Raw genomic sequence first — 23,088 nt, 5'->3', positions numbered from 1 at the left:
AAAAATTAGTGATTAAAATCAATAACTTAGACGTGACTGGCGGAGAGAGTGGGATTCGAACCCACGGAAGGTTTGACCCTTCGCCGGTTTTCAAGACCGGTGCCTTAAACCGCTCGGCCATCTCTCCGATGCTGCTGCGCGTGATCGCCGAAAGTCTCGGTTGTCACGTGGGCGATCCGCATTGCGCGGGTGGCGCCCGACAGGGCCGCACGGTCATCGAGTGCGGTTCTGCCAATCCCAGGATCGCTCCCGGGCGCGCATTCTCGCATGCCCGGGCGTGCTTTGCTAAGCGCCATCGCTAGCCTTACGCGCCCGGCTTGCCGGGCGGCGCGTCAACCTGTGAGCTCCCCCTACGCAGCGAAAGGTACCGACTCGCCAGTGAGGGGCACCGACGCAATCAGCAGTGCGTCGCTCAGCCTGCTTCAGCCACCAGGCGCGGTGCGCTGGCAGTGCCTGCTGCACGCTTGAGCTTTTCCGCCAGTTCGGCGCAATTGCCGCCGCAATCCAGGCGCGAGCGTTCGATTTCCTGCGGCAGGTGTTCGGCCAGGAAGTCGATGAACACGCGCACCGCCGGCAGCAGGCCGCGGCGCGAGGCGAACACGGCATGGCAGATGCCCTGTGGCAGCGACCAGTGCGGCAGCACCACTTCCAGTTCGCCGCTGCGCACTGCTTCGGCGCAGACGGTTTCCGGCAGCATGGTGATGCCGAAGCCGTCGCGCGCCATCGATTGCAGCAGCGGGAAATCGAAACCGGCCAGCCGCGGCTGCAGGTCCACGCGGCGCATTTCGCCGTTGGGGCCGTGCAGCTCCCAGCGCTGGTGCGCTTCGTCTTCGCTGGTGCTCATGGTGGTGTGGTTGGCCAGCTCGCTCGGGTCTTTCGGGCGGCCGGCGCGGTCCAGATACTTGGGACTGGCGACCAGCAATTCCTGCACCTGGCCGAAGCTGCGCATCACCAGGCTGCCGTCGTCATCCAGGCGCGAACGCACGCGTAGCGCGATGTCGTAACCCTCGTTGATGACGTCGACGCGGCGGTTGCTGATGTTGAGCTGCAACCGCACCTTGGGGTACTTGGCCAGAAATTCAGGTAGCAGCTTGGGCAATTGAATTTGCGCGAGCGAGACAGGAACGCTCACACGTACAAGACCGCGTGGCTCCGCACTGAGACGATCCACCACCTCGCGCGCGGCCTGGGCCTCGGCCAGCATGGTCTGGGCGTGCCGGTGCACGCTGGTACCGACGTCAGTGACGGCGAAGCGTCGCGTAGAGCGTTGCAGCAAGCGCACGCCCAGGTCGGTTTCGAGTTGGCTGATACGGCGGCTCAGGCGCGACTTGGGAATCCCCAGCGCACGCTCGGCAGCAGCGAAGCCGCCGTGGTCCACCACCATCGCAAAGTAGTACAGGTCATTCAGGTCGTGCATGGCGCAGGTATCCATGGATAGAACGATAAGTGATATTTAACCACCTTTATCCCAACAGAGCAACGACCTAATCTGCGCCCCTCCGCGGCGTTGCCGCTTGCCATAGGTCTTCGCCATGAAGCTGCTCCATCTCGATTCCAGCGCCCTGGGCGCCAACTCCATCAGCCGCGAACTCAGTGCCGCCGCCGTCGCCCAGCAGCGCCTGCTGCACCCGCAGCTGCAGGTGACCTATCGCGATCTGGACCTGGAGCCGCTTCCGCACCTGACCGGGCAGTCGCTGGCACAGGCCGACCCAGCCGAGGCTGCGGCAGCCGAACAGGCGATGCAGCAGTTTCTGGAGGCCGACGTCATCGTGATCGGCGCACCGATGTACAACTTCGCGATCCCCTCCACGCTCAAGGCGTGGATCGACCGCATTGCGGTTGCCGGGCGCACCTTCCGCTACACCGCAACGGGGCCGGAAGGACTGGCTGGCGGCAAGCGCATCATCATCGCCAGCGCACGCGGCGGCATCTATGCCGACCCGACCAACGATTTTCAGGAGCCGTATCTGCGCCAGTTGTTCGGTTTTCTGGGCATCGACGACATCACCTTCGTCCGCGCCGAAGGCGTGGCGTATTCGCCAGAGCATCGCAGCAATGCGCTTGCGCAGGCGCTGGCCGAGTTGCAGCAACCGGCAGAAGCTGCAGCCTGAGCGCCCAGCCCTTGTGCGGCTAAGATTAGGTAGTTGGAAGTGGGGATTGGTAATAGCCGATTCCCGATAAAACATCGGATCTGTTGTGACACATCTTCCAGCACCGCACGTCACGCTGAGTGTCATCCTGCTAATGGGCGGTGATGGCGTGCGTGGCGCGCACCGTGCTGGCATTGCTCCCGTGCACGCGGCGCGCGCTGTGCGCCTTAGCCGGTGCGGGCTGCTTGTGGGAATAGTGCCGCCTGCATAAAAAAACGGGACCATCGCTGGTCCCGTTTTTTGTGCTTATGAATTGCCTGTGGCGGCGACATGACGTGCTACCCGCGCGGCAGGGTCAAGAAACCAGACTCCGCCTGAGAGCGCAGCGCTGGTGCCCAACACCATGCGACACCGACGTATATTTTTCGATCGACGCCGACCGCTACAAGCCCAATGCAGGCGTTTCAGCCGATGCGTTCCAGCCCGCCCATGTACGGGCGTAGCACCTGCGGCACGTCGATCGAGCCATCGGCGTTCTGGTAGTTCTCCATCACCGCGATCATCGCGCGGCCAACCGCGGTGCCGGATCCGTTGAGCGTGTGCAGCAGCTCCGGCTTGCCGCTGGTCGGGTTGCGCCAGCGCGCCTGCATGCGGCGGGCCTGGAAATCGCCGCAATTGGAGCAGGACGAAATTTCACGATAGGTGTCCTGCGACGGCAGCCAGACTTCCAGATCGTAGGTCTTGATCGCAGAAAAACCCATATCTCCGGTGCACAACAGCACCTTGCGGTACGGCAGGCCGAGTTGTTCCAGCACCACCTCAGCGCAGCGCGTCATGCGCTGATGCTCGGCATCGCTGTCTTCCGGCGCGCAGGCAGTGACCAGTTCCACTTTTTCGAACTGATGCTGGCGGATCATGCCGCGTGTATCGCGCCCGCCGCTGCCGGCTTCGGCACGGAAGCACATCGAATGGGCAGTCATGCGCAGCGGCAGTCGCTCGGCATCGACGATTTCGTCGCGCACGATATTGGTGAGCGGCACTTCGGAGGTCGGGATCAGATAGCGGCGCGATTCGCCCACTTCGGTCTGGAACAAATCGTCTTCGAACTTCGGCAACTGCCCAGTGCCGCGCATCGACTCGGCATTGACCAGCAGCGGCACATTGGTTTCTTCGTAGCCGTGCACGCCAACATGCAGGTCGAGCATGAACTGCGCCAGCGCGCGATGCAGGCGCGCGATCGGCCCGCGTAGCACGGTGAAACGGGCGCCCGACAACTTGGCGGCAGTTTCGCCATCCAGCCAGCCGTGCGGCGCACCGAGTTCCACATGGTCCTTGACCGCAAAATCGAAACTGCGCGGCGTGCCCCATCGCGACTGCTCGACATTTTCACTCTCGTCCTTGCCCAGCGGCACATCGTCGGCCGGCAGATTGGGCAGCCCGAGCGCGATGGTTTCGAGCTTGCCGCGGATCACGTCCAGCGCCTCTTCCGAGGCCTTGAGCTCATCGCCGAAACCGGCCACTTCAGCCATCAGCACGGCGACATCTTCACCCTTGGCCTTGGCCTGCCCGATCGCCTTGGACTTGGAATTGCGCATGCTCTGCAATTCCTGCGTGCGCACCTGAATCCGCTTACGCTCGCTCTCCAGCGACTCCAGTTCCGCAGTGTCCAGGGAGAAACTGCGCGTGCTGCGCAGGCGCTCGGCAAGGTCGGCGGGATGTTGGCGAAGCAGGGCCGGATCTAGCATCGGAAGTCTGTGTGTCGGTAGGAAGCACAAGATTATCGCCTGTTCCGCCATCTGCTGCGATCGATTCACCGGGGCTATGCCAGAATTACCGTGATCCTTCAGGTGAGCCCTATGCCCGCGCCCCGCCCTGCGTCCGATCGCCAGATCGTCCTGCGTCTGCCCCGCCACACCCTGAAAATTGCCGGTATCGCCTTCGGCGCCGGTCTGCTGCTGTTCCTGCTGGTGTGGGCAACTGGCCGCAAGGACGACTTTTACAAAGCCTCCCCGGCACAGCCGACGGCCGGCACGCCGGCCGCAGACGACACCATTCAACCGCTGCCAGCGCCGCTGCCCGCCCAGGACGGCGCCAGCGACATGCCGCAGGCCAAGCCGCCGGAAGAAACGCCAACCCTGGTGGAGACCGCACCACCGGCCCCACCCGCGCCGGCTCCGTTGCCGGAAAACGCCGCGCCCGGTGCGCCCGGTACTGCAGCGCCCTCCAACGCGCCTGTGGCGGGCGGCAACCGCCCGGTCCCCATGCAGGGCCAGATGCCGCCACCGCGCTATCCGTCGGCAGCACTGCGCCGTGGCGATGCCGGCGATGTAGTGGTGCGTGTGGATGTGGACGCGGCCGGCAATCCCGGCGGTGTGACCCTGGTCCAGCGCAGCGGCTCGCGCGATCTGGACCGCGCAGCAATGGAGGCGGTACGCCATTGGCGCTTTCACCCGGCGCAGCAAAACGGCCAGCCGGTGGCCGGCAACCTGGATATCCCCTTCGAGTTCAAGCCCGCGCAGTAAGCGCGGCTAACGCGCTGGATGACGACCCAGGCGCACGCAACCGCAGGCACGTGCAATTGATTGCGATGTAAGGGAATGCATGGCACTGCTTGCGCAACCGGCGGCAGCGCAACAGCGCTGTCGTCGTCGCAAAGCTGAACACCTGCAGCGCGATGACCGCCTGGCAGACTCCCGCCTTAGCTGCGCCTCAGGCAGCGCCGACCAGACTGATCGCGTCATCCCAAAGATGCGCCAGGAGGCCGGCCATGTCCTTCATCTCGAATCCCTCTTCACACCACACGCCGTCGCTGTCTCGCCGCACCGCTGCAGCGTCCGGACGCGGGCAGGACGTGGAGCATGACGGCGCCTCGCCTTGGCTGTGGGCGACGCTGATTGCCTTGTTGGTGGTCGTCCCTACGTGGTGGTGGGCCCGCCATGCCGACGAATCGTTCGCCACCGATACTCGCCCCGCGCCTGTCACCAGCCGGCAAATTCTGCCCAGCACCGATGGCCCACGCGCGATGACCATGATTCCGCATCAGCCGGTGCGCGCGGCGGTCAGCAGCGTGGATGCGAAGCCGCTGCCGGGCAACGCGATGCCCAGCTACCCGGCAGCGATTGCACGCGCCGGCATTCAGGGCAGCCGCACTGCCCGCCTGCAGCTCGACATGCAGGGTGAGGTGCGCCAGGTAACCATCGTCGACCGCAGTGGCAGCAACGACCCGCGTCTGGACGCAGCGGTGACCGACAGCCTGCGCCAGTGGCGCTTCGAACCGGCCACGCGCGACGGCCACGCGGTGGTCAGCAGCGTGCAGGTGCCGGTCGAGTTCAGCCCAGAGCGCTAAGAGCAGCGAACAAAACGACGGTGCTCACCGCCAGACGGGCGCGGCCGGTGCTCGGTGCGGCATGCGCCGTTCGTCCACTGCGGTTCCTCCGCGCCGTCCACACCAAGCTGACAACTGCTTACTACGTTTTGTTTGCCGCGCTAAGCGCAAAACCGGCGCCCTGCGCCAGGGTGTCGAAATCCGGGAACGACGTGGCGACGTTGGCGATGTCGTTCACCTGCACGGTGCCGGTCGAACGCTGGCCGGCAATGGCGAACGCCATCGCAATGCGGTGATCGCCATGGCTTTCGATCACGCCACTGCCAATCGCGCCGCCATGAATCGTGGCGCCATCCGGGGTTTCATCGACCTGCACGCCGAGCGTGCGCAGGCCGGTGGCCATGGCGGCCAGGCGATCCGACTCTTTGACCCGCAGTTCGGCCGCGCCGGTAACGACGGTCTTGCCGTTTGCAGCCGCGGCGGCAACGAACAAGGCCGGGAACTCGTCGATCATGTCCGGCACCAGCGTTTCGGGGATCTGCGCACCGTGTAACGGCGCATAGCGCACGCGCAGATCGGCCACCGGTTCACCGCCGTGTTCGGCATGGTTTTCCTCGGTGATGTCCGCGCCCATCAAGCGCAGCGCAGCCAGCAGCCCGGTACGACGTGGGTTCAAGCCCACCGCGCGCAGCACGACCTCCGAGTCGGGAACGATGCTGGCAGCCACGATGAAAAACGCTGCCGACGAAAAATCCGCAGGCACTGCAATGTCGGTCGCACGCAGCCGCTGGCCGCCGCGCAAGCGCGCCTTGCCCGGCGAGAACGCGATCTCCACGCCAAACGCAGACAACATGCGCTCGGTGTAGTCGCGCGTGGGATGCGGCTCGATCACCGAGGTCTCGCCTTGCGCATACAGGCCTGCCAGCAGCACCGCCGACTTGACCTGCGCACTGGCGACCGGCGACACAAAGTCGATGCCGTGCAATGCCTGACCGCCGTGCACGTGCAAGGGCGGCGTGCCATCGTCCTGCGTCTCGATCTTCGCGCCCATCTGCGCCAACGGGCCGGTCACGCGCCGCATCGGCCGCTTGGACAACGACGCATCGCCGACCAGCACACTGTCGAAGCGCTGCGCGGCCAGCAGGCCGGCGAGCAGGCGCATCCCGGTGCCGGCGTTGCCGCAATCCAGCGCCTCGGTGGGCGGCTGCAAGCCGTCCACGCCGACGCCATGCACGATGCGCTGCGATGCCGACGGCGTTTCGATCCGCACGCCCAGCGTGGCGAAAATGGCTGCGGTGGAGCGCGTGTCTTCGCCTTCGAGAAACCCGTCGATCTGCGAGATGCCATCGGCCAGTGCGGCAAACATCACCGCACGATGCGACACCGACTTGTCGCCGGGAATGGCCAACGTACCGCGCAATGCGCTGCCCTGCTGCGCGATCCAGTATTGCGTGCTGCTGCTCATGCGAATGATCCGATTGCTGCGCCGCCGCCATGCAGGCGATGCGCTTGGTATAGAGATGGCAGCGCCGTCATCGCCAGAGCGGCGGCGCGCCAGTTGGGCAGGTGATCGAGCGCTTAGGGAATCGCGACCGGATACGAGCCCAGCACCTTGATCTGCGCCGAATGCGCTTCCAGCTCGGCCAGTGCCTGCTTCATCGCCTCGTCTTCCACATGGCCGACCAGATCGATGAAGAATCCGTATTCCCACTTGGCCTGGTGCGAGGGTCGCGACTCGATGCGATTCATGCTGATGCCGTGCCGCGCGAACGGGCTGAGCACATAGAATAGCGCGCCCGGTTTGTCGTGGATGAACACCAGCACCGACGTGCGGTCGTGCCCGGACGACGGGAAGATCTGCCGGCCAATCACCAAAAAGCGCGTGGTGTTGTCGTCGTCGTCTTCGATCGACTTCATGATGACTTTCTTCAAGCCATACACATGCGCCGCACTCTCGCCACCGATCGCTGCAGCATCTTCGGCATTGCGTGCGCGCCGCGCGCCTTCGGCATTGCTGGACACCGCAAGCTTCTCGACCTTGGGCAGGTGCGAGCGCAGCCAACCGGCGGTCTGTGCGAAGGATTGCGAATGCGCATAGATGCGCTCGATGTCTTCCAGCCGCCCGTTGCGCGAGAGCAGATACTGATGCACGCGCAGCTCGACTTCGCCGCAGATTTTCAGGTTGGAAGTCAGAAACATATCCAGCGTGACCTGGATGGTGCCCTGCCCCGAATTCTCTACCGGCACCACGCCGAAATCGGCGTTGCCTGCTTCCACTTCCTGGAACACTTCTTCGATGGTCGCCATCGGCAAGCCCACTGCCGAGCGACCGAAATGCTTGAGCACGGCTTGCTGGCTGAAAGTGCCTTCCGGGCCGAGGTAACCGATCTTCAACGGCTCCTGCTGGGCCAGACACGCCGACATGATTTCGCGATACACGTGCACCAGCACTTCATCGCTGAGCGGGCCTTCGTTGCGGTCCACCACCATGCGCAGCACCTGTGCTTCGCGCTCGGGGCGGTAGTAATCCACCGCTGCGGCGAGCTTGCCCTTGGCCTTGCCGACCTGATGGGCAAAGTTGGCGCGCTCGGCGATCAATTCCTGGATGTTGCGGTCGATCGCGTCGATCTTGGCGCGCACATCGGCCAGCACCGGTGCGGCAGCGGCCGGCTTGCCGATGGCTTTGTCCGGTTTGGTCGCGGGCTTGGCGACCGGTTTGGTGGCCGATGTTTCCGCAGACGTGCTCGCTGCTTTGGTCTTGCTGCCCTTGGCAGCAGTGGGTTTATTGGACTTGGGAGCCATCGCTGGGCATTCCTTGAGAAACGGCGCAAGCGCCTGCGCGGCCTACGCCGCGGTCGAAGTTGGAACTCAGCCGTGACGCTGCTGAAAATCGTGCATGAAAGCCACCAGCGCTTGCGCGCCGGCCACCGGCATGGCGTTGTAAAGCGAGGCGCGGATGCCGCCCACGGCTTTGTGCCCCTTCAGTGCCAACAGACCGGCGGCCTTGGATTCGCTAACGAACAACGCGTCCAGCTGCTCATTCGGCAGAAAGAACGGGATGTTCATCCGCGAGCGCACCGCCGGCTTGATCAGGTTGCGATAGAAGCCGCCCGAACCATCGATGACGCCGTACACCAACGCAGCTTTCTCGGCATTGCGACGTGCGAACTCTTCCACGCCGCCCTGCTCCAGCATCCACTTCACGGTGAGCCCGAGCAGGTACCAGTTCCAGGTCGGCGGGGTGTTGAGCATCGAATCGCGCGCGGCATGCGAGGCGTAGTTGAAGATGTCCGCACGCGATTGGCCGGCGCGCTCCAGCAGATCGCGGCGCACGATCAGCACCGAAATGCCGACCGGGCCCAGATTCTTTTGCGCACCGGCGTAGATCAGCCCGTAGCGCGAAATGTCCAGCGGCTCGGACGCAATCGACGAGCTGAAATCGGCGAACAGCGGCAAGGTACCGACATCCGGCGTGTCGCGAAACTCCACGCCGTGGATAGTCTCGTTGGCGGTGATGTGCACGTAGGCCGAGTGCGGCGACAAGGTCCAGCTGGCCACCGGCGGGATGTCGACAAACCCATCTGCCTGCGCGTCTGCAGCAATGCGCGCATCCACGTACGGCGCCGCCTGCTTGATCGCGGTCTTGCCCCAGTGCCCGGTGATCACATAATCGGCGGCCTGCCCGGGCGCGGCGAAATTCAACGGCAACAGTGCCTGGATGGTGGTGGCGCCACCGGCGGTAAACAGCACCGCGTAGTCGTCGGGAATCGACAACAAACTGCGCAGATCAGCTTCGGCCGCGGCCGCTACCGCCATGAAATCAGCGCTGCGGTGGCTGATTTCCACGATCGAGGCGCCAACGCCGTTCCACTCGACCATCTCCGCCTGCGCCTGCCGCAGGACCGATTCCGGCAATGTCGCAGGGCCGGCACTGAAATTGAACGCGCGTGTCATGGCACACCTTGTCGAGCTAGCCTTCTAGTATGCCGCAGCGCATCGGGCTTGGCAGCGGGCAAAGAAGTTGCAGCTGCATCCTTTTGGCTGAGCATCACGTAACGTGGTAACTGCCACGGGACGAACTTCCGCCCCGGTGGGCTACTCTCACGCTGCAGCAACTGCCGGAGCCTGCCATGTCGTTTCGCGATGCTTTCAAACTGCCGTCCAGCGAGATCACCGATGAGTCCGTCTACCGCGACCGACGCCGGCTGCTGCAGCTGTTTGCGCTGACCCCGGCACTGGGCATTGCCGGGTGCGCCGAGGCCGACCCGCCGCCACCGCCCAAGACGGTGGTGACGCCGGCGCAGGCGCGTAGCGGCTTCCGCACCACCGAGGAATTGACCAAGCTGGAAGACGTCACCAGCTACAACAATTTCTATGAGTTCGGCACCGACAAGACCGATCCATCGAAGGCCGCCAAGACGCTCAAGCTGTCGCCGTGGTCGGTGAAGGTGAGCGGCGAATGCGAAAAACCCGGCAGCCTGTCGCTGGACGAAGTGCTCAAGGGCATCACGCCGGAAGAGCGCATTTACCGGCTGCGCTGCGTGGAAGGCTGGTCGATGGTGATCCCGTGGACTGGCGTGCCATTGGGCGAGGTACTCAAGCGTTTTGCGCCGACCTCCAAAGCCAAGTACGTGTCCTTCACCACCCTGGCCGACCCGCAGCAGATGCCAGGCGTGCGCTATCGCTCGATCGACTGGCCTTATCGCGAAGGCTTGCGCATTGATGAAGCGATGCATCCGCTGACCTTGCTGGCCACCGGCCTGTACGGCAAGCCGTTGCCGCAACAGAACGGCGCGCCGTTGCGCCTGGTGGTGCCGTGGAAGTACGGCTTCAAGAGCATCAAGTCGATTGTGGAAATTCGCTTCGTCGAGAAGATGCCCGAGACCGCCTGGCACGATCTGCAGCCGTCGGAATACGGCTTCTTTTCCAACGTCAACCCGGCGGTGGACCACCCGCGCTGGAGCCAGAAGACCGAGCGCCGCATCGCCGGTACTGCAAGCAAGTTGTTTGCGGAACGTATTGCGACCAAGCCATTCAACGGCTATGCCGATCAGGTGGCATCGCTGTATGCGGGCATGGACCTGAAGAAGTGGTTCTAAGGTAGTGATGTCCCCCGCGTAGGAGCGCACCCGGGCGCGACGGGCATGACCAGCAAAGCCCATCGCGCCCGGGTGCGCTCCTACGATGCATGTTAATGCCCGCGCGGCATCGCTTCCCTCTTTGAGATCGCATGGCCAAGACCTCTGCTTCCCTGATTGCCGCCAAGGTGGCGGTGCATGCCGCCGCACTGACGCCGATCGCCTTGCTGGCCTGGCAGTTCTGGCAGGTGTGGCAGACCGGCAGCGATGCGCTGGGCGCCGACCCGGTGGCCGAGATCGAGCACCGCACAGGGTTGTGGGCGCTGCGCTTTCTGTTGATTACGCTGGCGATCACGCCGCTACGCCAGCTCACCGGCCAGGCCGTGCTGATCCGCTTCCGCCGCATGCTGGGGCTGTACGCCTTTTTCTACGCCAGCGTGCACCTGACGGTGTACCTGAGCCTGGACCTGCGCGGCTTCTGGACGCAAATCTTCGAAGAGATTCTCAAGCGCCCCTACATCACCGTGGGCTTTGCGGCGTGGCTGCTGTTGCTGCCGCTGGCGATCACCTCGACCCAGGGCTGGATGCGTCGGCTCAAGCGCAACTGGGGCCGCCTGCATCAGCTGATCTATCCAATCGGCGTGCTGGCCGTGCTGCACTTCTGGTGGCTGGTGAAGTCCGATATCCGCGAGCCGGCGCTGTATGCCGGCATCCTCGCAGTCCTGCTGGGCTGGCGGATCTGGAAGAAACTCAGCGCGCGCCAAACCACAGCAACGCGCTCAGCGCCGCCGCCAGCAACACCGCGCTGAGCAGCAACCACGGCCAACGCGCCACCTTCATTGGCGCGCGTACCGGCTCGCTGATGGCACGCGGTGGCAGCGGCGGTTCGGAATCGGGAATGTCCCAGGTGGTGCCGTGATGGATGCGCGGCACTTCCACTACGAAGCGGTGGCGGGCATCGAACACGACCTGGTCGCCGGCCTGCAGCCAGCCATCGCGCACTTGCACGCCGTTGATCCAGCTGCCCTCTTCCGAACCCAGATCGCGAATCAGCACACGGTCGCCGTGACGCTCCAGGCGCGCGTGCTGCGCGGCAAAGGCAGGGTCGTCGATGACGATGTCCGACGCCGGGTCGCTGCCGACCAGGCGCGAGCGGTCAAGGGTGAAGCTGCGCCCGTGGTGGCGGCCGCCCAGCCCACGCAATAGCAAGCAGACTTCGCTCAGGCCGGCATCGTCTTCCGGCACATCGTTGGCCGGTGCGCTGGAGGGCGCACTGCGCAACAGCATCTCCACGCCGTCGGCATAGATCGCATCGCCGGGGCGCAGCAACGCCATGCGACGCACCGGGCGCCCGTTGACGTGGATACCGCGGATGCCGTTGGCCACCTGCAACCACAGCCCGCGCTGATCCAGGCAGAACTGCGCCAACAGCAGCGCCCCCTGGGCGTCAGCCACCACCCGCACGCTGCCGGAGGCATGACGGACGATCCGGTGGACGCCGGGCTTGAGGGAATGGTCCGGCTGCTGCCGGTGAGTGAAATGAACTTGCAGGTCGCGCACCCGCCGCAGCCTAACAGGTTTGCTCGCGCCAGCGGCCAACAACCGCGGCCTCATGCGTTGGATGCCAGCACGCTGCGCAGTCGATGCCGTGGTTGTAGAGCGCCCATGCCCAAGCGTTCGAGGTGCAGGCATCGCCGCTCACCGCGCCTCGCCGTGCAGTCGCTCTGGTCGCCAGTGCGGCTTCGTTGCGCACCGCCGCACTTGGAGCCAGGCGCGCGCATGCGCACAATGCGCGACTCCTTATCGTCTTACCCAGGCAGCTCATGTCCAGCATCGATATCCGCCACGACCATTCCCTGCCGCCGGCACAGGCCCGCGCGGCGATCGACGAGGCGGCGCGCAAGCTGACCGATCGCTACGGAGTTGCCTCGCACTGGGAAGGCGACACCTTGCGCATCTCCCGCGCCGGCGTGGATGGCGCAATCGCGCTGCTGCCGCAGCAGGTGCATGTGACGGCCGAGCTTGGCTTCCTGCTGTCGGCCGTGCAGCCGATGGTGGAATCGGAAATCCGTCGCCTGCTCTCCGAAAAGCTCGCCTGAGCGAGCGCGGTTGCGGTTGCTGCTTCAGCGCCAAGTCACCCGCCCCGCACGCGATGGGCGGATGCTTGGGCCAGGCCGGTCGGGCAACGCTTCACCTGCCCGATGCAGGGCCGGCACTAGGGTGAACGCAACGTCACTTTGGCAATCGACAGGAGCATCGCATGACGACCGGATACGATCAGAACGGTAACCGCGACACCAGCGCGTCGGGCTTCCAGGCCCAGGCAGAGCAGATTTCGCGGCGGCTTGGCGAGTCGGCGCAGACCGTGTGGCTAGCCGGACTCGGCGCATTGGGCCGTGTGCAGAGCGAAGGCGGCAAGTTGTTCGACTCGCTGGTGCGCGAAGGCGCCGCCTATGAGCGCACCGGGCAGCGCAAGGCCGCCGACAGCGTGGACGAGCTGCGCGAGGAAGTGGAAACCCAGTTCGAGCAGGCCCGCGATACCGCCGTGCGCGGCTGGGACAAGCTGGGCAAGGCGTTCGACGACCGCGTCAAAGGCGTGCTGCGCACGCTCAACATTCCCGAGCAGGACGAACTGGAAAACCTGCGTCGCGAAGTCGAATCGTTGAAGGCGCAGGTACGGGCCAACACCGCCGCCACCAAGCGGGCCAACCGCACCGCCAACCAGGCAGCGCAAGCCGCCAGCAGCGACGCGGGCGGTCCAGGCGCATCGACAGGTCACACGTCAGCGACCGGCAATCCTGCTGCGTTCGACGGGGAATAAGCCCCACCGCCGCAGGTGGTAGCGAAATCTGACGCGTTCCAGCGGCGGATGTATCCCGGTCGCAATCGGGTCTGCACGTGGGTTGCCCGTGCAGACCTTCAGATGTGGACCGTCTGTGGGCCGTTAGCACCACTGAGACGTCTTCACGCATTCTTGGGGCGGACGTTGATGGGCTCCAAAACGGGCTGCCCCATTGCACACGATGTTGTGCAAGCAGTGTCAGTTCGACGACGTTAGACACGCTTGCACGCGATTGGTTGGTCAATCGCCACACCCAGGCCCCATGTTGCAAAGCAACATTATTTTTCAGACAATCGGGATGGACCCGCCAGTCCTGTACCACGAAGTCCGTTTGCTCCCCTCCCCTCACGGCTTCGGACTGGCGGGTCTTTCGTTGTCTGGGTCACGCCTCGCGACATCCCCGCCTGCGATCCATTGACGAAACCTGCGCGAAGGATTCTTCTAGGCGTACCGATTCGTTATACGCGCCATACCTTCGCTTGATGCTTATGCCTTCCTGGATCTTGGCGCTCCTGGCTGCACTGCTGCTCTGGCTTGCGGTGTCCGCTTACTTCTGGCTGGTGCGACGCCGCGCCAACGAAACCGACGCTGGCATACGCGCCCTCGCGGCCATGCATTGGCGCGATTTTTCCGCCGTGGTGCTGCGGGTTCTGCAGGACCAGCGCGGCTGGCAACCGACCCAGCTGCCGCAGGACGGCCTGCCCACCGCCGACTTCATGATGCAGACCGATCAAGGCACCCGCCTGGTGGCCTGCAAGCATGGCCGTGGCTATCGCATCGGCGTGGCGGCGGTCAACGAGTTGGGGGCGATGGCGCGGCTGGCCGGTGCGGGCGGCGGCATGATGGTGACCGAGGGCCGCATGGAGCGCGAAGGCTTGGCGGCCGCAGAAAAACAGTCCATCGAAGTCCTGGATGGCACGCGGCTATGGCCCTTGCTCAAGCCGTATCTGCCCGGCGATGTGGAAACCGGCGTGGTCAACACGGCACGGCGACGGGCGATCCGCCACAGCATCATTGCCGGCGCGGCACTGGCCACACTGGCGCTGCTAGCGGTGCTGGCGTTGCGCCCGCCCGAGCCGGCACCGGCACCGGCGCAGACCGTTGCTGCTCCGCGTGCACGTGCTGCTGCGGAACCGAGCACGCCAGCGGTGGCCACCTCGCCAGGGAGCGCGTCGCAGCGGGCGCCAGCTGCAGCGCCGACTGCCGCCACAACACCGTCGGCAAATACGGCAGAGCCGGACGACGCAACGCTGCAAGGCTATCGACGCGAGGTGTCCAAAACCTTGGCGCAAACACCGGGCTTGGTGCGTGGCATCTGGATCACCCAGGCAACGCTGGCGGTGGATCGCACTGTGGAAGACAACGCGGCGTGGCCATTGATCTGCAACGAGCTTGAGCGCTACCCCTACCTGCGCACAGTCCGCGTGCAGCTCAATCCCCGCCCGGGTGTGGACGAGCCGGTGCGCTGGCGGCAATGCACCACGATCTGATGCGTTGCGCCTGATAGTGGGTGACGACGAGCGGATTGCGTCGCGCGATTGAACACGGCGGTTTGCTGTGGGCTCGACTGGGTCGAGACGACACTCGTGTTCACGACCAACTGCAAACTCGCGCAGTCGTAAGCACGATCAGCTACTAGCTCGCGATGTCGTGCCGTAGATGTGCCGGCTGACTACCTGCAGCCTTTGAAGTCACGATCCGCTACAAGCCGATCAAGCCAAAACAGCAGTCGTACGCACGATGAACCGCAAGTCTGCGGTGTCCTGAAACAGATGTAGCGGCCGACTGTGTGCAGCCATCGCAGTCACGATCTTGCAGAAGCCCGATGGTGCGATACACGGATCCCCCGGCAGAGGACGCGCAGTATTTCGCGTCCGATCTGCGGTGTGGGTACAGCCGCTGACCAGCGCTGATAACCATGCCTGCTACACGTCGCTATCGATCTCGCCACCATCAGCAACAGCACCGTTACCAACGTCCAACTCAAGCGTTCCAGCGCCAGCGCTCAACGCATTCCAGGCGCGAACCGCGCCACCAGATCGTACGAGCCGCCTAGAAACAACTGGCGAACGTAGGTCACTGGTTGATCTCCACGCCAGGTGTGGCGGTCGATCACCAAGCACGCCGCACCTTCGTTGACCTGCAGGCACTTGGCTTGCGCTGCGTCGACGCTGACCGCGCTGATGCGGTGCTCGGCGCGCGTCCACGGCACGTTGCGCAATAGCCAGCTTCCGGGCGCCACATCGGTGAACGTCTGCGCCAACGCATCGGGCACGGTGGTCACATCGATCACGCGCTGCTCCAACGCGAACGGACTGCCGTCGGCCAGGTGCACGCTATCGAGCGCGAGCAGCTTGCCGGTGCTGCCCAACGCGCGCTCCTGCGGCACGCGCTGGCGCACGTTGCGCAGCCTGCGTGATAACAGCGAAAACGTGTAGAGATGACCGCGCGTGGTCATTTCCACTTCGATATCCGGGATCGAGAGCGCCACCTGCTCCAGATGCGGATGCGGCCGGGCGACGAACGAGCCAGTGCGGCGGCGGCGCTCGATCATGCCGGCATCGGCGAGCAGGCCGAGCACTTTGTTGACGGTCATACGCGAGCAGCCGTACTGCGTCATCAACTCGTGTTCGGGCGGGATGCGATGGCCTGGCGGCCAGTCGCCGCTATGAATCCGTTGCTCGATATCCTGCCGGATGCGGTGATGCAAGGTACCGGGCGCGGCGATGGGGGTAGCGGTCAAAGCTGCGGTCTCCGGTCAGACCTGCATTGTGCGCGCATCGGCTCAATTGCCGAGCACTGTTCGCAAGACTCCGGCAAAACGCGAGGCAATCCGGGCGCGATCGACATGCTGCCCATCGCGCACCACATGGCGCCCGCCACGCCAGACGTGCCGCACCGCAGTGGCGCGTGCGGCAAACAGCCAGCTGTCGAGCACTGCGTTGTCGCTGCGTGCGAGCAAGGCCGGATGACTGGTGTCCAGTTCCACCAGATCGGCTGCGGCGCCGACCCGGATTCCGTGCTGCGCGACACCCAGCGCCTGCGCCGCACCGTCGCCCGCCCTTTCGTACAACCAGCGCCCGCTCGAAACGTCGGCAGGCGCCAGCACATTGCGCGCCTGCAGGCGCAGCCGCTGGCCGTATTCGAGCAGGCGCAGTTCTTCGGCCGCATCGATCAGCACGTTCGAATCCGAACCCACGCCAAAGCGCCCGCCAGCCGCAGCGAATGCCTGCATCGGGAACAGCCCGTCGCCCAGATTGGCCTCGGTGATCGGGCACAACCCGACCACCGCACCACTGTCGGCAATCGCCCGCAGCTCGCTGGCATCCACATGCGTGGCGTGCACCAGACACCAGCGCGCCGCCACCGGCGCGTTTGCCAGCAACCATTGCACCGGACGCTGGCCCGACCAGGCCAGGCAGGCGTCGACTTCGCGCTGCTGCTCGGCGATATGGATGTGGATCGGGCCATCGGTGAGCGGCACCAGCGCCGCCAGTTGCTGCGGCGTGACTGCGCGCAAACTGTGCGGTGCCAGCCCGAGCACGGCATCCGGCAACGTCTTGAGACTGTGCCTGCAGTCCTCGAGCAGGCGCGCAAACCCGTCGATGTCGTGGATCAGGCGCTTTTGCGCGGCGCTCGGTGCAGCCCCGCCGAAATCCGAGTGCGCGTAGAACACCGGCAGCAAGGTCAACCCGATGCCGGTACTGGCGGCCGCAGCGGCGATGCGCTCGGACATCTCACCGGCATGCGCGTACGGCGCACCGCTGACGGTGTGGTGCAGATAATGAAATTCGCCAACGCGGGTGAAGCCGCTCTCCAGCATTTCCACATACGCCTGCTCGGCGATTGCCTGCAGGCTGTCCGGGTCCAGCCGGTCGACAAAGCGGTACATCAGCTCGCGCCAGCTCCAGAAACTGTCGCCGCTGCGTCCGCCCACTTCGGTCAGGCCGGCCATACCGCGCTGAAACGCATGGCTGTGCAGGTTGCCCAGTCCAGGCACCAGCACCTCGGCACGCGTATCGGTGGCGGCCGCGGCCGCATCGGTCTGCACCGTGGCGATACGCCCCTGCTCCAGCGTGATCCGCACACCGCCCGCCCAGCCACTCGGCAACAGGGCCCGCGCTGCCCACAACGCTTGTACCGGTTGATCTGCCACTGGACACCCTCGATTGACGAATCTATTGTATATACATATCAGACACCATGAGCCTGCGCCATGCATTGCGACGTTCTCTGGCACAACGCGCAGCTGATGACCCTGGACGCTGCCGACGGCGGGCTGGGCATCGTGACCGATGGCATGATCGCCTGTCGGGACGGCCGTATCGTGTATGCCGGCCCGGCAGCGCAGGCACCGACGTTCGAAGCCGACACTACATACGATTGCCAGCGGCGCTGGGTCAGCCCGGGCCTGATCGATTGCCACACCCATCTGGTGTATGCGGGCAATCGCGCCAACGAATTCGAGCAACGCCTGCGCGGCGCCAGCTACGCGCAGATCGCCGCGGCCGGTGGTGGCATCGTGGCGACCGTGCGCGCCACCCGCGCCGCAGACGATGCCGCGTTGCTCGCCGCCAGCCTGCCGCGCCTGGATGCCATGCTCGCCGAGGGCGTGACCACGCTGGAAATCAAATCCGGCTACGGGCTCACCCTGGAGGACGAAACCAAGCAACTGCGCGTGGCGCGCCAGCTCGCAACCCTGCGGCAGGTGGAAGTGGTGCCGACATTTCTCGGCGCGCACGCGGTGCCGCCCGGGAGCGATGCGCAGCAGTACATCGATGCGGTCTGCACGCAGATGATTCCGGCAATTGCATCGCAAGGGCTTGCCGAAGCGGTGGACGTCTTCTGCGAACACCTGGCGTTTTCGCCGGCGCAGGCCGAACAGGTGTTCGTCGCCGCACAGGCACAGGGCTTGCGCCTCAAGATCCATGCCGAGCAATTGAGCAACCAGCACGGCGCGGCACTGGCGGCGCGCCATGGTGCGTTGTCGGCCGACCATATCGAATACCTGGACCAGGCCGGCGTCGATGCGATGGCCAGCGCCGGCACCGTGGCGGTGTTGCTGCCCGGCGCGTTCTATTTCACCCGCGATACCCAACTGCCGCCGATCGATGCGCTGCGCGCGGCCGGTGTGCCGCTGGCGCTGGCCACCGATTGCAATCCGGGCACTTCACCGCTGACCAGCCCGTTGCTGGCGATGAACATGGCAGCCACGTTGTTCCGCATGACGGTGGACGAATGCATCGCCGGGTTCACCCGCGAAGCGGCGCGTGCGCTGGGCCGCAGTGCGCGACTTGGCCGGCTGCGCGCCGGCATGGACTGCGACCTGGCGATCTGGAACATCGACGCGCCGGCCGACCTGGTCTATCGCATGGGCTTCAACCCTCTTCATGCCCGCATCTGGCGCGGGCATTCGACCTGATCGACTCTGGAGTTGTCATGAGTGCTTCTGTTGTCTTGCAACCCGGCCAGGTAACGCTGGCGCAATGGCGTGCGCTGTATCGCGGCGCCGATGTGGCGCTGGACGCCGCCTGTGCGGCCGCAGTGCTGCGCAGCGCGCAGACGGTGGAGGCGATCGTCGCACGCGGCGAGCCGGTCTATGGGGTCAACACCGGCTTCGGCAAGCTGGCCAGCGTGCGCATCGAGCGCGAAGACCTGCAGACCTTGCAGCGCAATATCGTGTTGTCGCATGCGGCCGGCGTCGGCGAGCCCACGCCGGTGCCGGTGGTGCGGCTGATGATGGCGCTCAAACTCACCAGCCTTGCCCAGGGCGCTTCCGGCGTGCAACCGGGCACGCTGGCGTTGCTGGAAGCGATGCTGCGTGCGGGCATCACGCCGGTGGTGCCGTGCCAGGGATCGGTCGGCGCCTCCGGCGATCTGGCACCGCTGTCGCATCTGGCCGCGGTGATGATCGGCGTTGGCGAAGCCTTCGTCGGCGACAAGCGCCTGCCAGCCGCCGACGCACTTGCACATGCGCAGTTGCAGCCACGCGTGCTCGGCGCAAAAGAAGGGTTGGCGCTGCTCAATGGCACGCAATTTTCCACTGCCTGCGCGCTGGCCGGCTTGTTCGAGATTGAAACCGTATTGCAGGCCGCCCTGGTGACCGGCGCGCTGTCGGTGGAAGCGGCAAAAGGCTCGGATACGCCGTTCGATGCGCGCATCCATGCGCTGCGCGGGCAACCGGGGCAGATTGCAACCGCTGCGGCGCTGCGGGCGTTGATGGCCAACTCGGCGATCCGCGAATCGCATCGCCTCGGCGATGTGCGCATACAGGATCCGTATTGCCTGCGTTGCCAACCGCAGGTGATGGGTGCGGCGCTGGACATCATGCGGCAGGCCGCGCGCACGCTGGACATCGAAGCCAATGGCGTCACCGATAATCCGTTGGTGTTCAGCGATACCGGCGAGGCCTTGTCTGGCGGCAATTTCCACGCTGAGCCGGTAGCGTTTGCTGCCGACATGCTGGCGATGGCGGTGTGCGAAATCGGCTCGATCAGCGAACGCCGCACCGCGATGCTGGTCGACCCGGCACTGTCGGGTCTGCCAGCGTTTCTCACCCCTCGCCCGGGCCTCAATTCCGGCTTCATGATTCCGCAGGTCACCGCTGCGGCGTTGGTATCGGAAAACAAGCAGCGCGCGTATCCGGCCAGCGTCGATTCGATTCCGACCTCGGCCAATCAGGAAGATCATGTGTCGATGGCGGCGCACGGCGCGCGACGTCTGCTGGCCATGGCAGAAAATGCCGCGCACGTGATCGGCATCGAGTTGTTGGCAGCGGTGCAAGGCTGCGATTTCCATGCACCGCTGCGCTCCAGCACAGCGCTGGAAGCGGCACGCGCGCTGCTGCGTGCACAGGTCGCAACGCTACAGGACGACCGCTACTTCCATCCCGACATGCTCGCTGCAAGCGCACTGGTACGCTCGGGCGCCTTGGCCAACGCAGTGGCGATCGCACTGCCGGGTGTGGAGCAGGACGCATGATGCGGCGGGTTGCACATCACTTGCGCAGCGTCCTGGCACCACGCTGTGCATTGCGTGGTATCGCCGCACCAGCAACGGCTGCATGCTGCGCCCAGCACGATGATGGCGGTCATGCGTATTACCAACACGACTTGCTCGCGACCGTGCACGTAACCGGAGCGCAGCGATGAACACCCTACCCGATTGGTTGGAGGTGCATCGCGGCGACGCACCGTTGCTTGTCAGCTTTCCGCACACTGGCACCGAGCTGCCCGACACGGTGGCCGACCAGTTCGTGTCGCCGTGGCTGGCGCGCCGCGACGCCGATTGGTGGGTGCACCAGGTCTACGACTTCGCACAGTCGCTGGGTGCCACCACGGTGCGCACCGCCATCTCGCGCTCGGTCATCGACGTCAACCGCGACCCAAGCGGCGTTTCGCTGTATCCCGGCCAGAACACCACCGGCCTGTGCCCGTTGACCACCTTCGACAATCAGCCGCTGTATGCCGATGGGCAGGCGCCGGATCAGGCACAGATCGATCTGCGTCGTACGCACTGGTTCGACCCGTATCACGCCGCACTCGCCGACGAGATTGCGCGCCTGCGTCAGCAACACGCAACCATCGTGGTGTACGACGCGCATTCAATCCGCTCCTTCATCCCGCACCTGTTCGACGGTGAGTTGCCGCAGTTCAACATCGGCAGCAACGATGATCGCAGCTGCGATCCGGCCCTGGCCGACGCCATCGAGCAGCTGTGCCGCAGCAGTGGCTCCAGCACCGTGCGTAACGGGCGCTTCAAGGGCGGCTGGATCACCCGCCACTACGCGCAACCCGACCAGGGCGTACACACCCTGCAGATGGAACTGGCCTGCCGCGGCTACATGCGCGAGCCGGACACCATCACCCCCGACAACTGGCCTACGCCATGGCAGCCGGTGCACGCCGCCGCGTTACGCGCAGTGCTGCGGCATGTGCTGCTGGCCTGCCTGCAGTTCGCCACTGCGCCCTTATCCGACACCGCGCCGCACGCGGCCAACCGTTGATTGCAAGGAACCCGGCATGACCCGTCACGATGCAACCCGCGTTATCCGCGCCGCCACCGGCACCACGCTCACCGCCAAGAGCTGGCTCACCGAAGCACCGCTGCGCATGTTGATGAACAACCTGGACTCGGATGTAGCCGAGCGCCCGCAGGAACTGGTGGTGTATGGCGGCATCGGCCGCGCCGCGCGCGACTGGGAATCCTTCGATGCGATCGTCGCTGCACTCACTCGGCTGGACGATGACCAAACCTTGCTGGTGCAATCGGGCAAGCCGGTCGGCGTGTTCCGCACCCATGTCGACGCACCGCGCGTACTGATCGCCAATTCCAATCTGGTGCCGCGCTGGGCCACCTGGGACCACTTCAACGAACTCGATAAAAAGGGTCTGGCGATGTATGGCCAGATGACCGCCGGCAGCTGGATCTACATCGGCGCGCAAGGCATCGTGCAAGGCACCTACGAAACCTTCGTAGAGATGGGCCGCCAGCATTACGGCGGCAGCCTGGCCGGCAAGTGGCTGTTCACCGGCGGCCTTGGCGGCATGGGTGGCGCGCAGCCGCTGGCCGCGGTGATGGCCGGCGCCTCGTGTCTGGCGGTGGAGTGCCGCCGTTCCAGCATCGACATGCGCCTGCGCACCGGCTATCTGGACACCTGGACCGACTCGCTGGACGACGCGCTGCGCCTGATCGAGGAATCGTGCACGGCGAAGAAGCCGCTGTCGGTCGGCCTGCTCGGCAATGTCGCCGACGTGCTGGACGAACTGCTGCTACGCGGGATCAAGCCGGACCTGCTGACCGACCAGACCTCCGCGCACGACCCCGTCAACGGTTACCTGCCGCAAGGCTGGAGCGTGGACGAGTGGGACGCAAAACGCGTAAGCGCGCCCAAGGAAGTGGAAGCCGCCGCACGCGAGGCAATGGCCAACCACATCCGCGCCATGCTCACCTTCCACGCGCTCGGCGTGCCCACCGTGGACTACGGCAATAACCTGCGCCAGATGGCGCTGGAGCAAGGCGTGTCCGACGCGTTCGACTTCCCCGGCTTCGTGCCCGCTTACATCCGCCCGCTATTCTGCCGCGGCATCGGCCCGTTCCGCTGGGTCGCGCTCAGCGGCGACCCGGAAGACATCGCCAAGACCGATGCCAAGGTCAAGGAATTGATTCCCGACGATGCGCATCTGCATCGCTGGCTGGACATGGCCGCCGAAAAAATCGCCTTCCAGGGCTTGCCCGCGCGCATCTGTTGGGTCGGCCTGGGCGACCGCCATCGGCTCGGCCTGGCCTTCAACGCGATGGTGCGTAGCGGCGAGTTGAAAGCGCCGGTGGTGATCGGCCGCGACCATCTGGATTCGGGCAGCGTCGCCTCGCCGAACCGCGAAACCGAAGCCATGGCCGACGGCTCCGATGCGGTGTCCGACTGGCCGTTGCTCAATGCCCTGCTCAATACCGCCAGCGGCGCAACCTGGGTCTCGCTGCACCACGGCGGCGGCGTCGGCATGGGCTTCTCGCAACACGCCGGCATGGTCATCGTCTGCGACGGCAGCGAAGCGGCCGACAAGCGCATCGAACGCGTGCTCTGGAACGACCCCGCCACCGGCGTGATGCGCCACGCCGATGCCGGGTATGCGATCGCAACCGAGTGCGCGAAGGAAAAAGGGCTGGATTTACCGGGGATTCTTGGCTGAGTTCGCTCGCCGACAGCGCGCGGTAGACCACGGGACTTTATGCGGCATGGATGCCCCAGAGGAG

19 protein-coding genes, 1 tRNA gene, 1 other RNA gene and 1 pseudogene are annotated in these 23,088 nt (G+C 65.2%); 13 read left to right on the top strand and 9 right to left on the bottom strand.

Annotated features, from left to right (window positions below):
• Positions 1–37: 37 nt before the first annotated feature.
• Together RQH86_RS01775 and RQH86_RS01770 are read right to left on the bottom strand one after the other, a co-directional pair.
• Positions 38–127, bottom strand: a tRNA-Ser gene (locus tag RQH86_RS01775).
• A gap of 285 nt (positions 128–412) precedes the next feature.
• Positions 413–1,432, bottom strand: a complete 1,020-nt coding sequence (locus tag RQH86_RS01770; RefSeq protein ID WP_115512009.1) for a LysR family transcriptional regulator — start codon at positions 1,430–1,432, stop codon at positions 413–415.
• A 100-nt stretch (positions 1,433–1,532) separates the two neighbouring features.
• On the opposite strand from RQH86_RS01770, the gene RQH86_RS01765 reads away from it, so the two are divergent.
• On the top strand, positions 1,533–2,111 hold the full coding sequence (locus tag RQH86_RS01765; protein WP_311238494.1) for an NAD(P)H-dependent oxidoreductase: 579 nt from the start codon (positions 1,533–1,535) through the stop codon (positions 2,109–2,111).
• 443 nt (positions 2,112–2,554) lie between these two features.
• On the opposite strand, the gene serS is transcribed toward RQH86_RS01765, so the two are convergent.
• Positions 2,555–3,835, bottom strand: coding sequence for a serine--tRNA ligase (serS, locus tag RQH86_RS01760; RefSeq protein ID WP_311238495.1), 1,281 nt, complete (start codon positions 3,833–3,835; stop codon positions 2,555–2,557).
• 111 nt (positions 3,836–3,946) lie between these two features.
• Here serS and RQH86_RS01755 point away from each other — a divergent pair, with 111 nt between their 5' ends.
• The 3 genes from RQH86_RS01755 (at position 3,947) to RQH86_RS01745 (ending at position 5,573) form a co-directional block, all read left to right on the top strand.
• Positions 3,947–4,612, top strand: coding sequence for an energy transducer TonB (locus RQH86_RS01755; protein WP_055844576.1), 666 nt, complete (start codon positions 3,947–3,949; stop codon positions 4,610–4,612).
• 356 nt (positions 4,613–4,968) lie between these two features.
• On the top strand, positions 4,969–5,436 hold the full coding sequence (locus RQH86_RS01750) for an energy transducer TonB (protein ID WP_311238777.1): 468 nt from the start codon (positions 4,969–4,971) through the stop codon (positions 5,434–5,436).
• Between the two features lie 61 nt (positions 5,437–5,497).
• Positions 5,498–5,573, top strand: a non-coding RNA gene (locus RQH86_RS01745) — sX9 sRNA.
• A gap of 23 nt (positions 5,574–5,596) precedes the next feature.
• Here the strand turns inward: RQH86_RS01745 and aroA are convergent.
• The 3 genes and pseudogenes from aroA to serC all read right to left on the bottom strand — a co-directional run.
• Positions 5,597–6,880 (bottom strand): annotated as a pseudogene (gene aroA / locus RQH86_RS01740) (3-phosphoshikimate 1-carboxyvinyltransferase); the annotation flags it as partial.
• A gap of 113 nt (positions 6,881–6,993) precedes the next feature.
• Positions 6,994–8,217 (bottom strand): prephenate dehydratase, encoded by a 1,224-nt coding sequence (pheA, locus tag RQH86_RS01735; protein WP_311238772.1) that lies wholly within the window; start codon positions 8,215–8,217, stop codon positions 6,994–6,996.
• A gap of 66 nt (positions 8,218–8,283) precedes the next feature.
• Entirely contained in the window at positions 8,284–9,369 is a 1,086-nt protein-coding gene (serC, locus tag RQH86_RS01730; protein ID WP_115553497.1) for a 3-phosphoserine/phosphohydroxythreonine transaminase, read from the bottom strand.
• 176 nt (positions 9,370–9,545) lie between these two features.
• On the opposite strand from serC, the gene msrP reads away from it, so the two are divergent.
• Positions 9,546–10,514, top strand: a complete 969-nt coding sequence (msrP, locus tag RQH86_RS01725) for a protein-methionine-sulfoxide reductase catalytic subunit MsrP (RefSeq protein WP_055844587.1) — start codon at positions 9,546–9,548, stop codon at positions 10,512–10,514.
• Between the two features lie 131 nt (positions 10,515–10,645).
• Positions 10,646–11,302, top strand: a complete 657-nt coding sequence (gene msrQ / locus RQH86_RS01720) for a protein-methionine-sulfoxide reductase heme-binding subunit MsrQ (RefSeq protein WP_311238770.1) — start codon at positions 10,646–10,648, stop codon at positions 11,300–11,302.
• Here msrQ and RQH86_RS01715 read toward each other — a convergent pair.
• Complete coding sequence (locus RQH86_RS01715) at positions 11,244–12,053, bottom strand: FHA domain-containing protein (protein ID WP_115560481.1); 810 nt, start codon at positions 12,051–12,053, stop codon at positions 11,244–11,246. The two genes, msrQ and RQH86_RS01715, sit on opposite strands and share 59 nt — an antisense overlap.
• Before the next feature lie 263 nt (positions 12,054–12,316).
• Between RQH86_RS01715 and RQH86_RS01710 the strand changes: the two genes are divergently transcribed.
• The 3 genes from RQH86_RS01710 (at position 12,317) to RQH86_RS01700 (ending at position 14,825) form a co-directional block, all read left to right on the top strand.
• Entirely contained in the window at positions 12,317–12,592 is a 276-nt protein-coding gene (locus RQH86_RS01710) for a polyhydroxyalkanoic acid system family protein (RefSeq protein ID WP_055844595.1), read from the top strand.
• Positions 12,593–12,753: 161 nt separating this feature from the next.
• Complete coding sequence (locus RQH86_RS01705) at positions 12,754–13,314, top strand: phasin family protein (protein WP_311238769.1); 561 nt, start codon at positions 12,754–12,756, stop codon at positions 13,312–13,314.
• Positions 13,315–13,817: 503 nt separating this feature from the next.
• Positions 13,818–14,825 (top strand): restriction endonuclease, encoded by a 1,008-nt coding sequence (locus RQH86_RS01700; protein WP_311238768.1) that lies wholly within the window; start codon positions 13,818–13,820, stop codon positions 14,823–14,825.
• Positions 14,826–15,340: 515 nt separating this feature from the next.
• Here RQH86_RS01700 and hutC read toward each other — a convergent pair.
• Together hutC and RQH86_RS01690 are read right to left on the bottom strand one after the other, a co-directional pair.
• Positions 15,341–16,078, bottom strand: a complete 738-nt coding sequence (gene hutC, locus RQH86_RS01695) for a histidine utilization repressor (protein WP_055844604.1) — start codon at positions 16,076–16,078, stop codon at positions 15,341–15,343.
• Positions 16,079–16,120: 42 nt separating this feature from the next.
• Entirely contained in the window at positions 16,121–17,491 is a 1,371-nt protein-coding gene (locus tag RQH86_RS01690) for a formimidoylglutamate deiminase (RefSeq protein WP_311238767.1), read from the bottom strand.
• A gap of 60 nt (positions 17,492–17,551) precedes the next feature.
• Here RQH86_RS01690 and hutI point away from each other — a divergent pair, with 60 nt between their 5' ends.
• The 4 genes from hutI (at position 17,552) to hutU (ending at position 23,024) form a co-directional block, all read left to right on the top strand.
• Complete coding sequence (gene hutI / locus RQH86_RS01685; RefSeq protein ID WP_311238766.1) at positions 17,552–18,757, top strand: imidazolonepropionase; 1,206 nt, start codon at positions 17,552–17,554, stop codon at positions 18,755–18,757.
• Positions 18,758–18,774: 17 nt separating this feature from the next.
• A complete protein-coding gene (gene hutH / locus RQH86_RS01680) occupies positions 18,775–20,316 on the top strand; it encodes a histidine ammonia-lyase (protein WP_055844614.1) in 1,542 nt (513 codons plus the stop codon).
• Positions 20,317–20,482: 166 nt separating this feature from the next.
• Entirely contained in the window at positions 20,483–21,340 is an 858-nt protein-coding gene (gene hutG / locus RQH86_RS01675; protein ID WP_311238765.1) for an N-formylglutamate deformylase, read from the top strand.
• Positions 21,341–21,356: 16 nt separating this feature from the next.
• Positions 21,357–23,024 (top strand): urocanate hydratase, encoded by a 1,668-nt coding sequence (gene hutU / locus RQH86_RS01670; protein WP_311238764.1) that lies wholly within the window; start codon positions 21,357–21,359, stop codon positions 23,022–23,024.
• Positions 23,025–23,088 lie beyond the last annotated feature (64 nt).

This window comes from Xanthomonas sp. WCS2018Noco2-27, from assembly GCF_031843525.1.
Classification (GTDB): Bacteria; Pseudomonadota; Gammaproteobacteria; order Xanthomonadales; family Xanthomonadaceae; genus Xanthomonas.
This window is presented reverse-complemented; position numbering and strand designations above follow the sequence as displayed.

Coding starts and splice junctions, on each gene's coding strand:
- RQH86_RS01770 (WP_115512009.1), bottom strand. CDS start 1,432: ATGGATACCTGCGCCATGCACGACCTGAATGACCTGTACTACTTTGCG.
- RQH86_RS01765 (WP_311238494.1), top strand. CDS start 1,533: ATGAAGCTGCTCCATCTCGATTCCAGCGCCCTGGGCGCCAACTCCATC.
- serS (WP_311238495.1), bottom strand. CDS start 3,835: ATGCTAGATCCGGCCCTGCTTCGCCAACATCCCGCCGACCTTGCCGAG.
- RQH86_RS01755 (WP_055844576.1), top strand. CDS start 3,947: ATGCCCGCGCCCCGCCCTGCGTCCGATCGCCAGATCGTCCTGCGTCTG.
- pheA (WP_311238772.1), bottom strand. CDS start 8,217: ATGGCTCCCAAGTCCAATAAACCCACTGCTGCCAAGGGCAGCAAGACC.
- serC (WP_115553497.1), bottom strand. CDS start 9,369: ATGACACGCGCGTTCAATTTCAGTGCCGGCCCTGCGACATTGCCGGAA.
- msrP (WP_055844587.1), top strand. CDS start 9,546: ATGTCGTTTCGCGATGCTTTCAAACTGCCGTCCAGCGAGATCACCGAT.
- msrQ (WP_311238770.1), top strand. CDS start 10,646: ATGGCCAAGACCTCTGCTTCCCTGATTGCCGCCAAGGTGGCGGTGCAT.
- RQH86_RS01710 (WP_055844595.1), top strand. CDS start 12,317: ATGTCCAGCATCGATATCCGCCACGACCATTCCCTGCCGCCGGCACAG.
- RQH86_RS01705 (WP_311238769.1), top strand. CDS start 12,754: ATGACGACCGGATACGATCAGAACGGTAACCGCGACACCAGCGCGTCG.
- RQH86_RS01700 (WP_311238768.1), top strand. CDS start 13,818: ATGCTTATGCCTTCCTGGATCTTGGCGCTCCTGGCTGCACTGCTGCTC.
- hutI (WP_311238766.1), top strand. CDS start 17,552: ATGCATTGCGACGTTCTCTGGCACAACGCGCAGCTGATGACCCTGGAC.
- hutH (WP_055844614.1), top strand. CDS start 18,775: ATGAGTGCTTCTGTTGTCTTGCAACCCGGCCAGGTAACGCTGGCGCAA.
- hutG (WP_311238765.1), top strand. CDS start 20,483: ATGAACACCCTACCCGATTGGTTGGAGGTGCATCGCGGCGACGCACCG.
- hutU (WP_311238764.1), top strand. CDS start 21,357: ATGACCCGTCACGATGCAACCCGCGTTATCCGCGCCGCCACCGGCACC.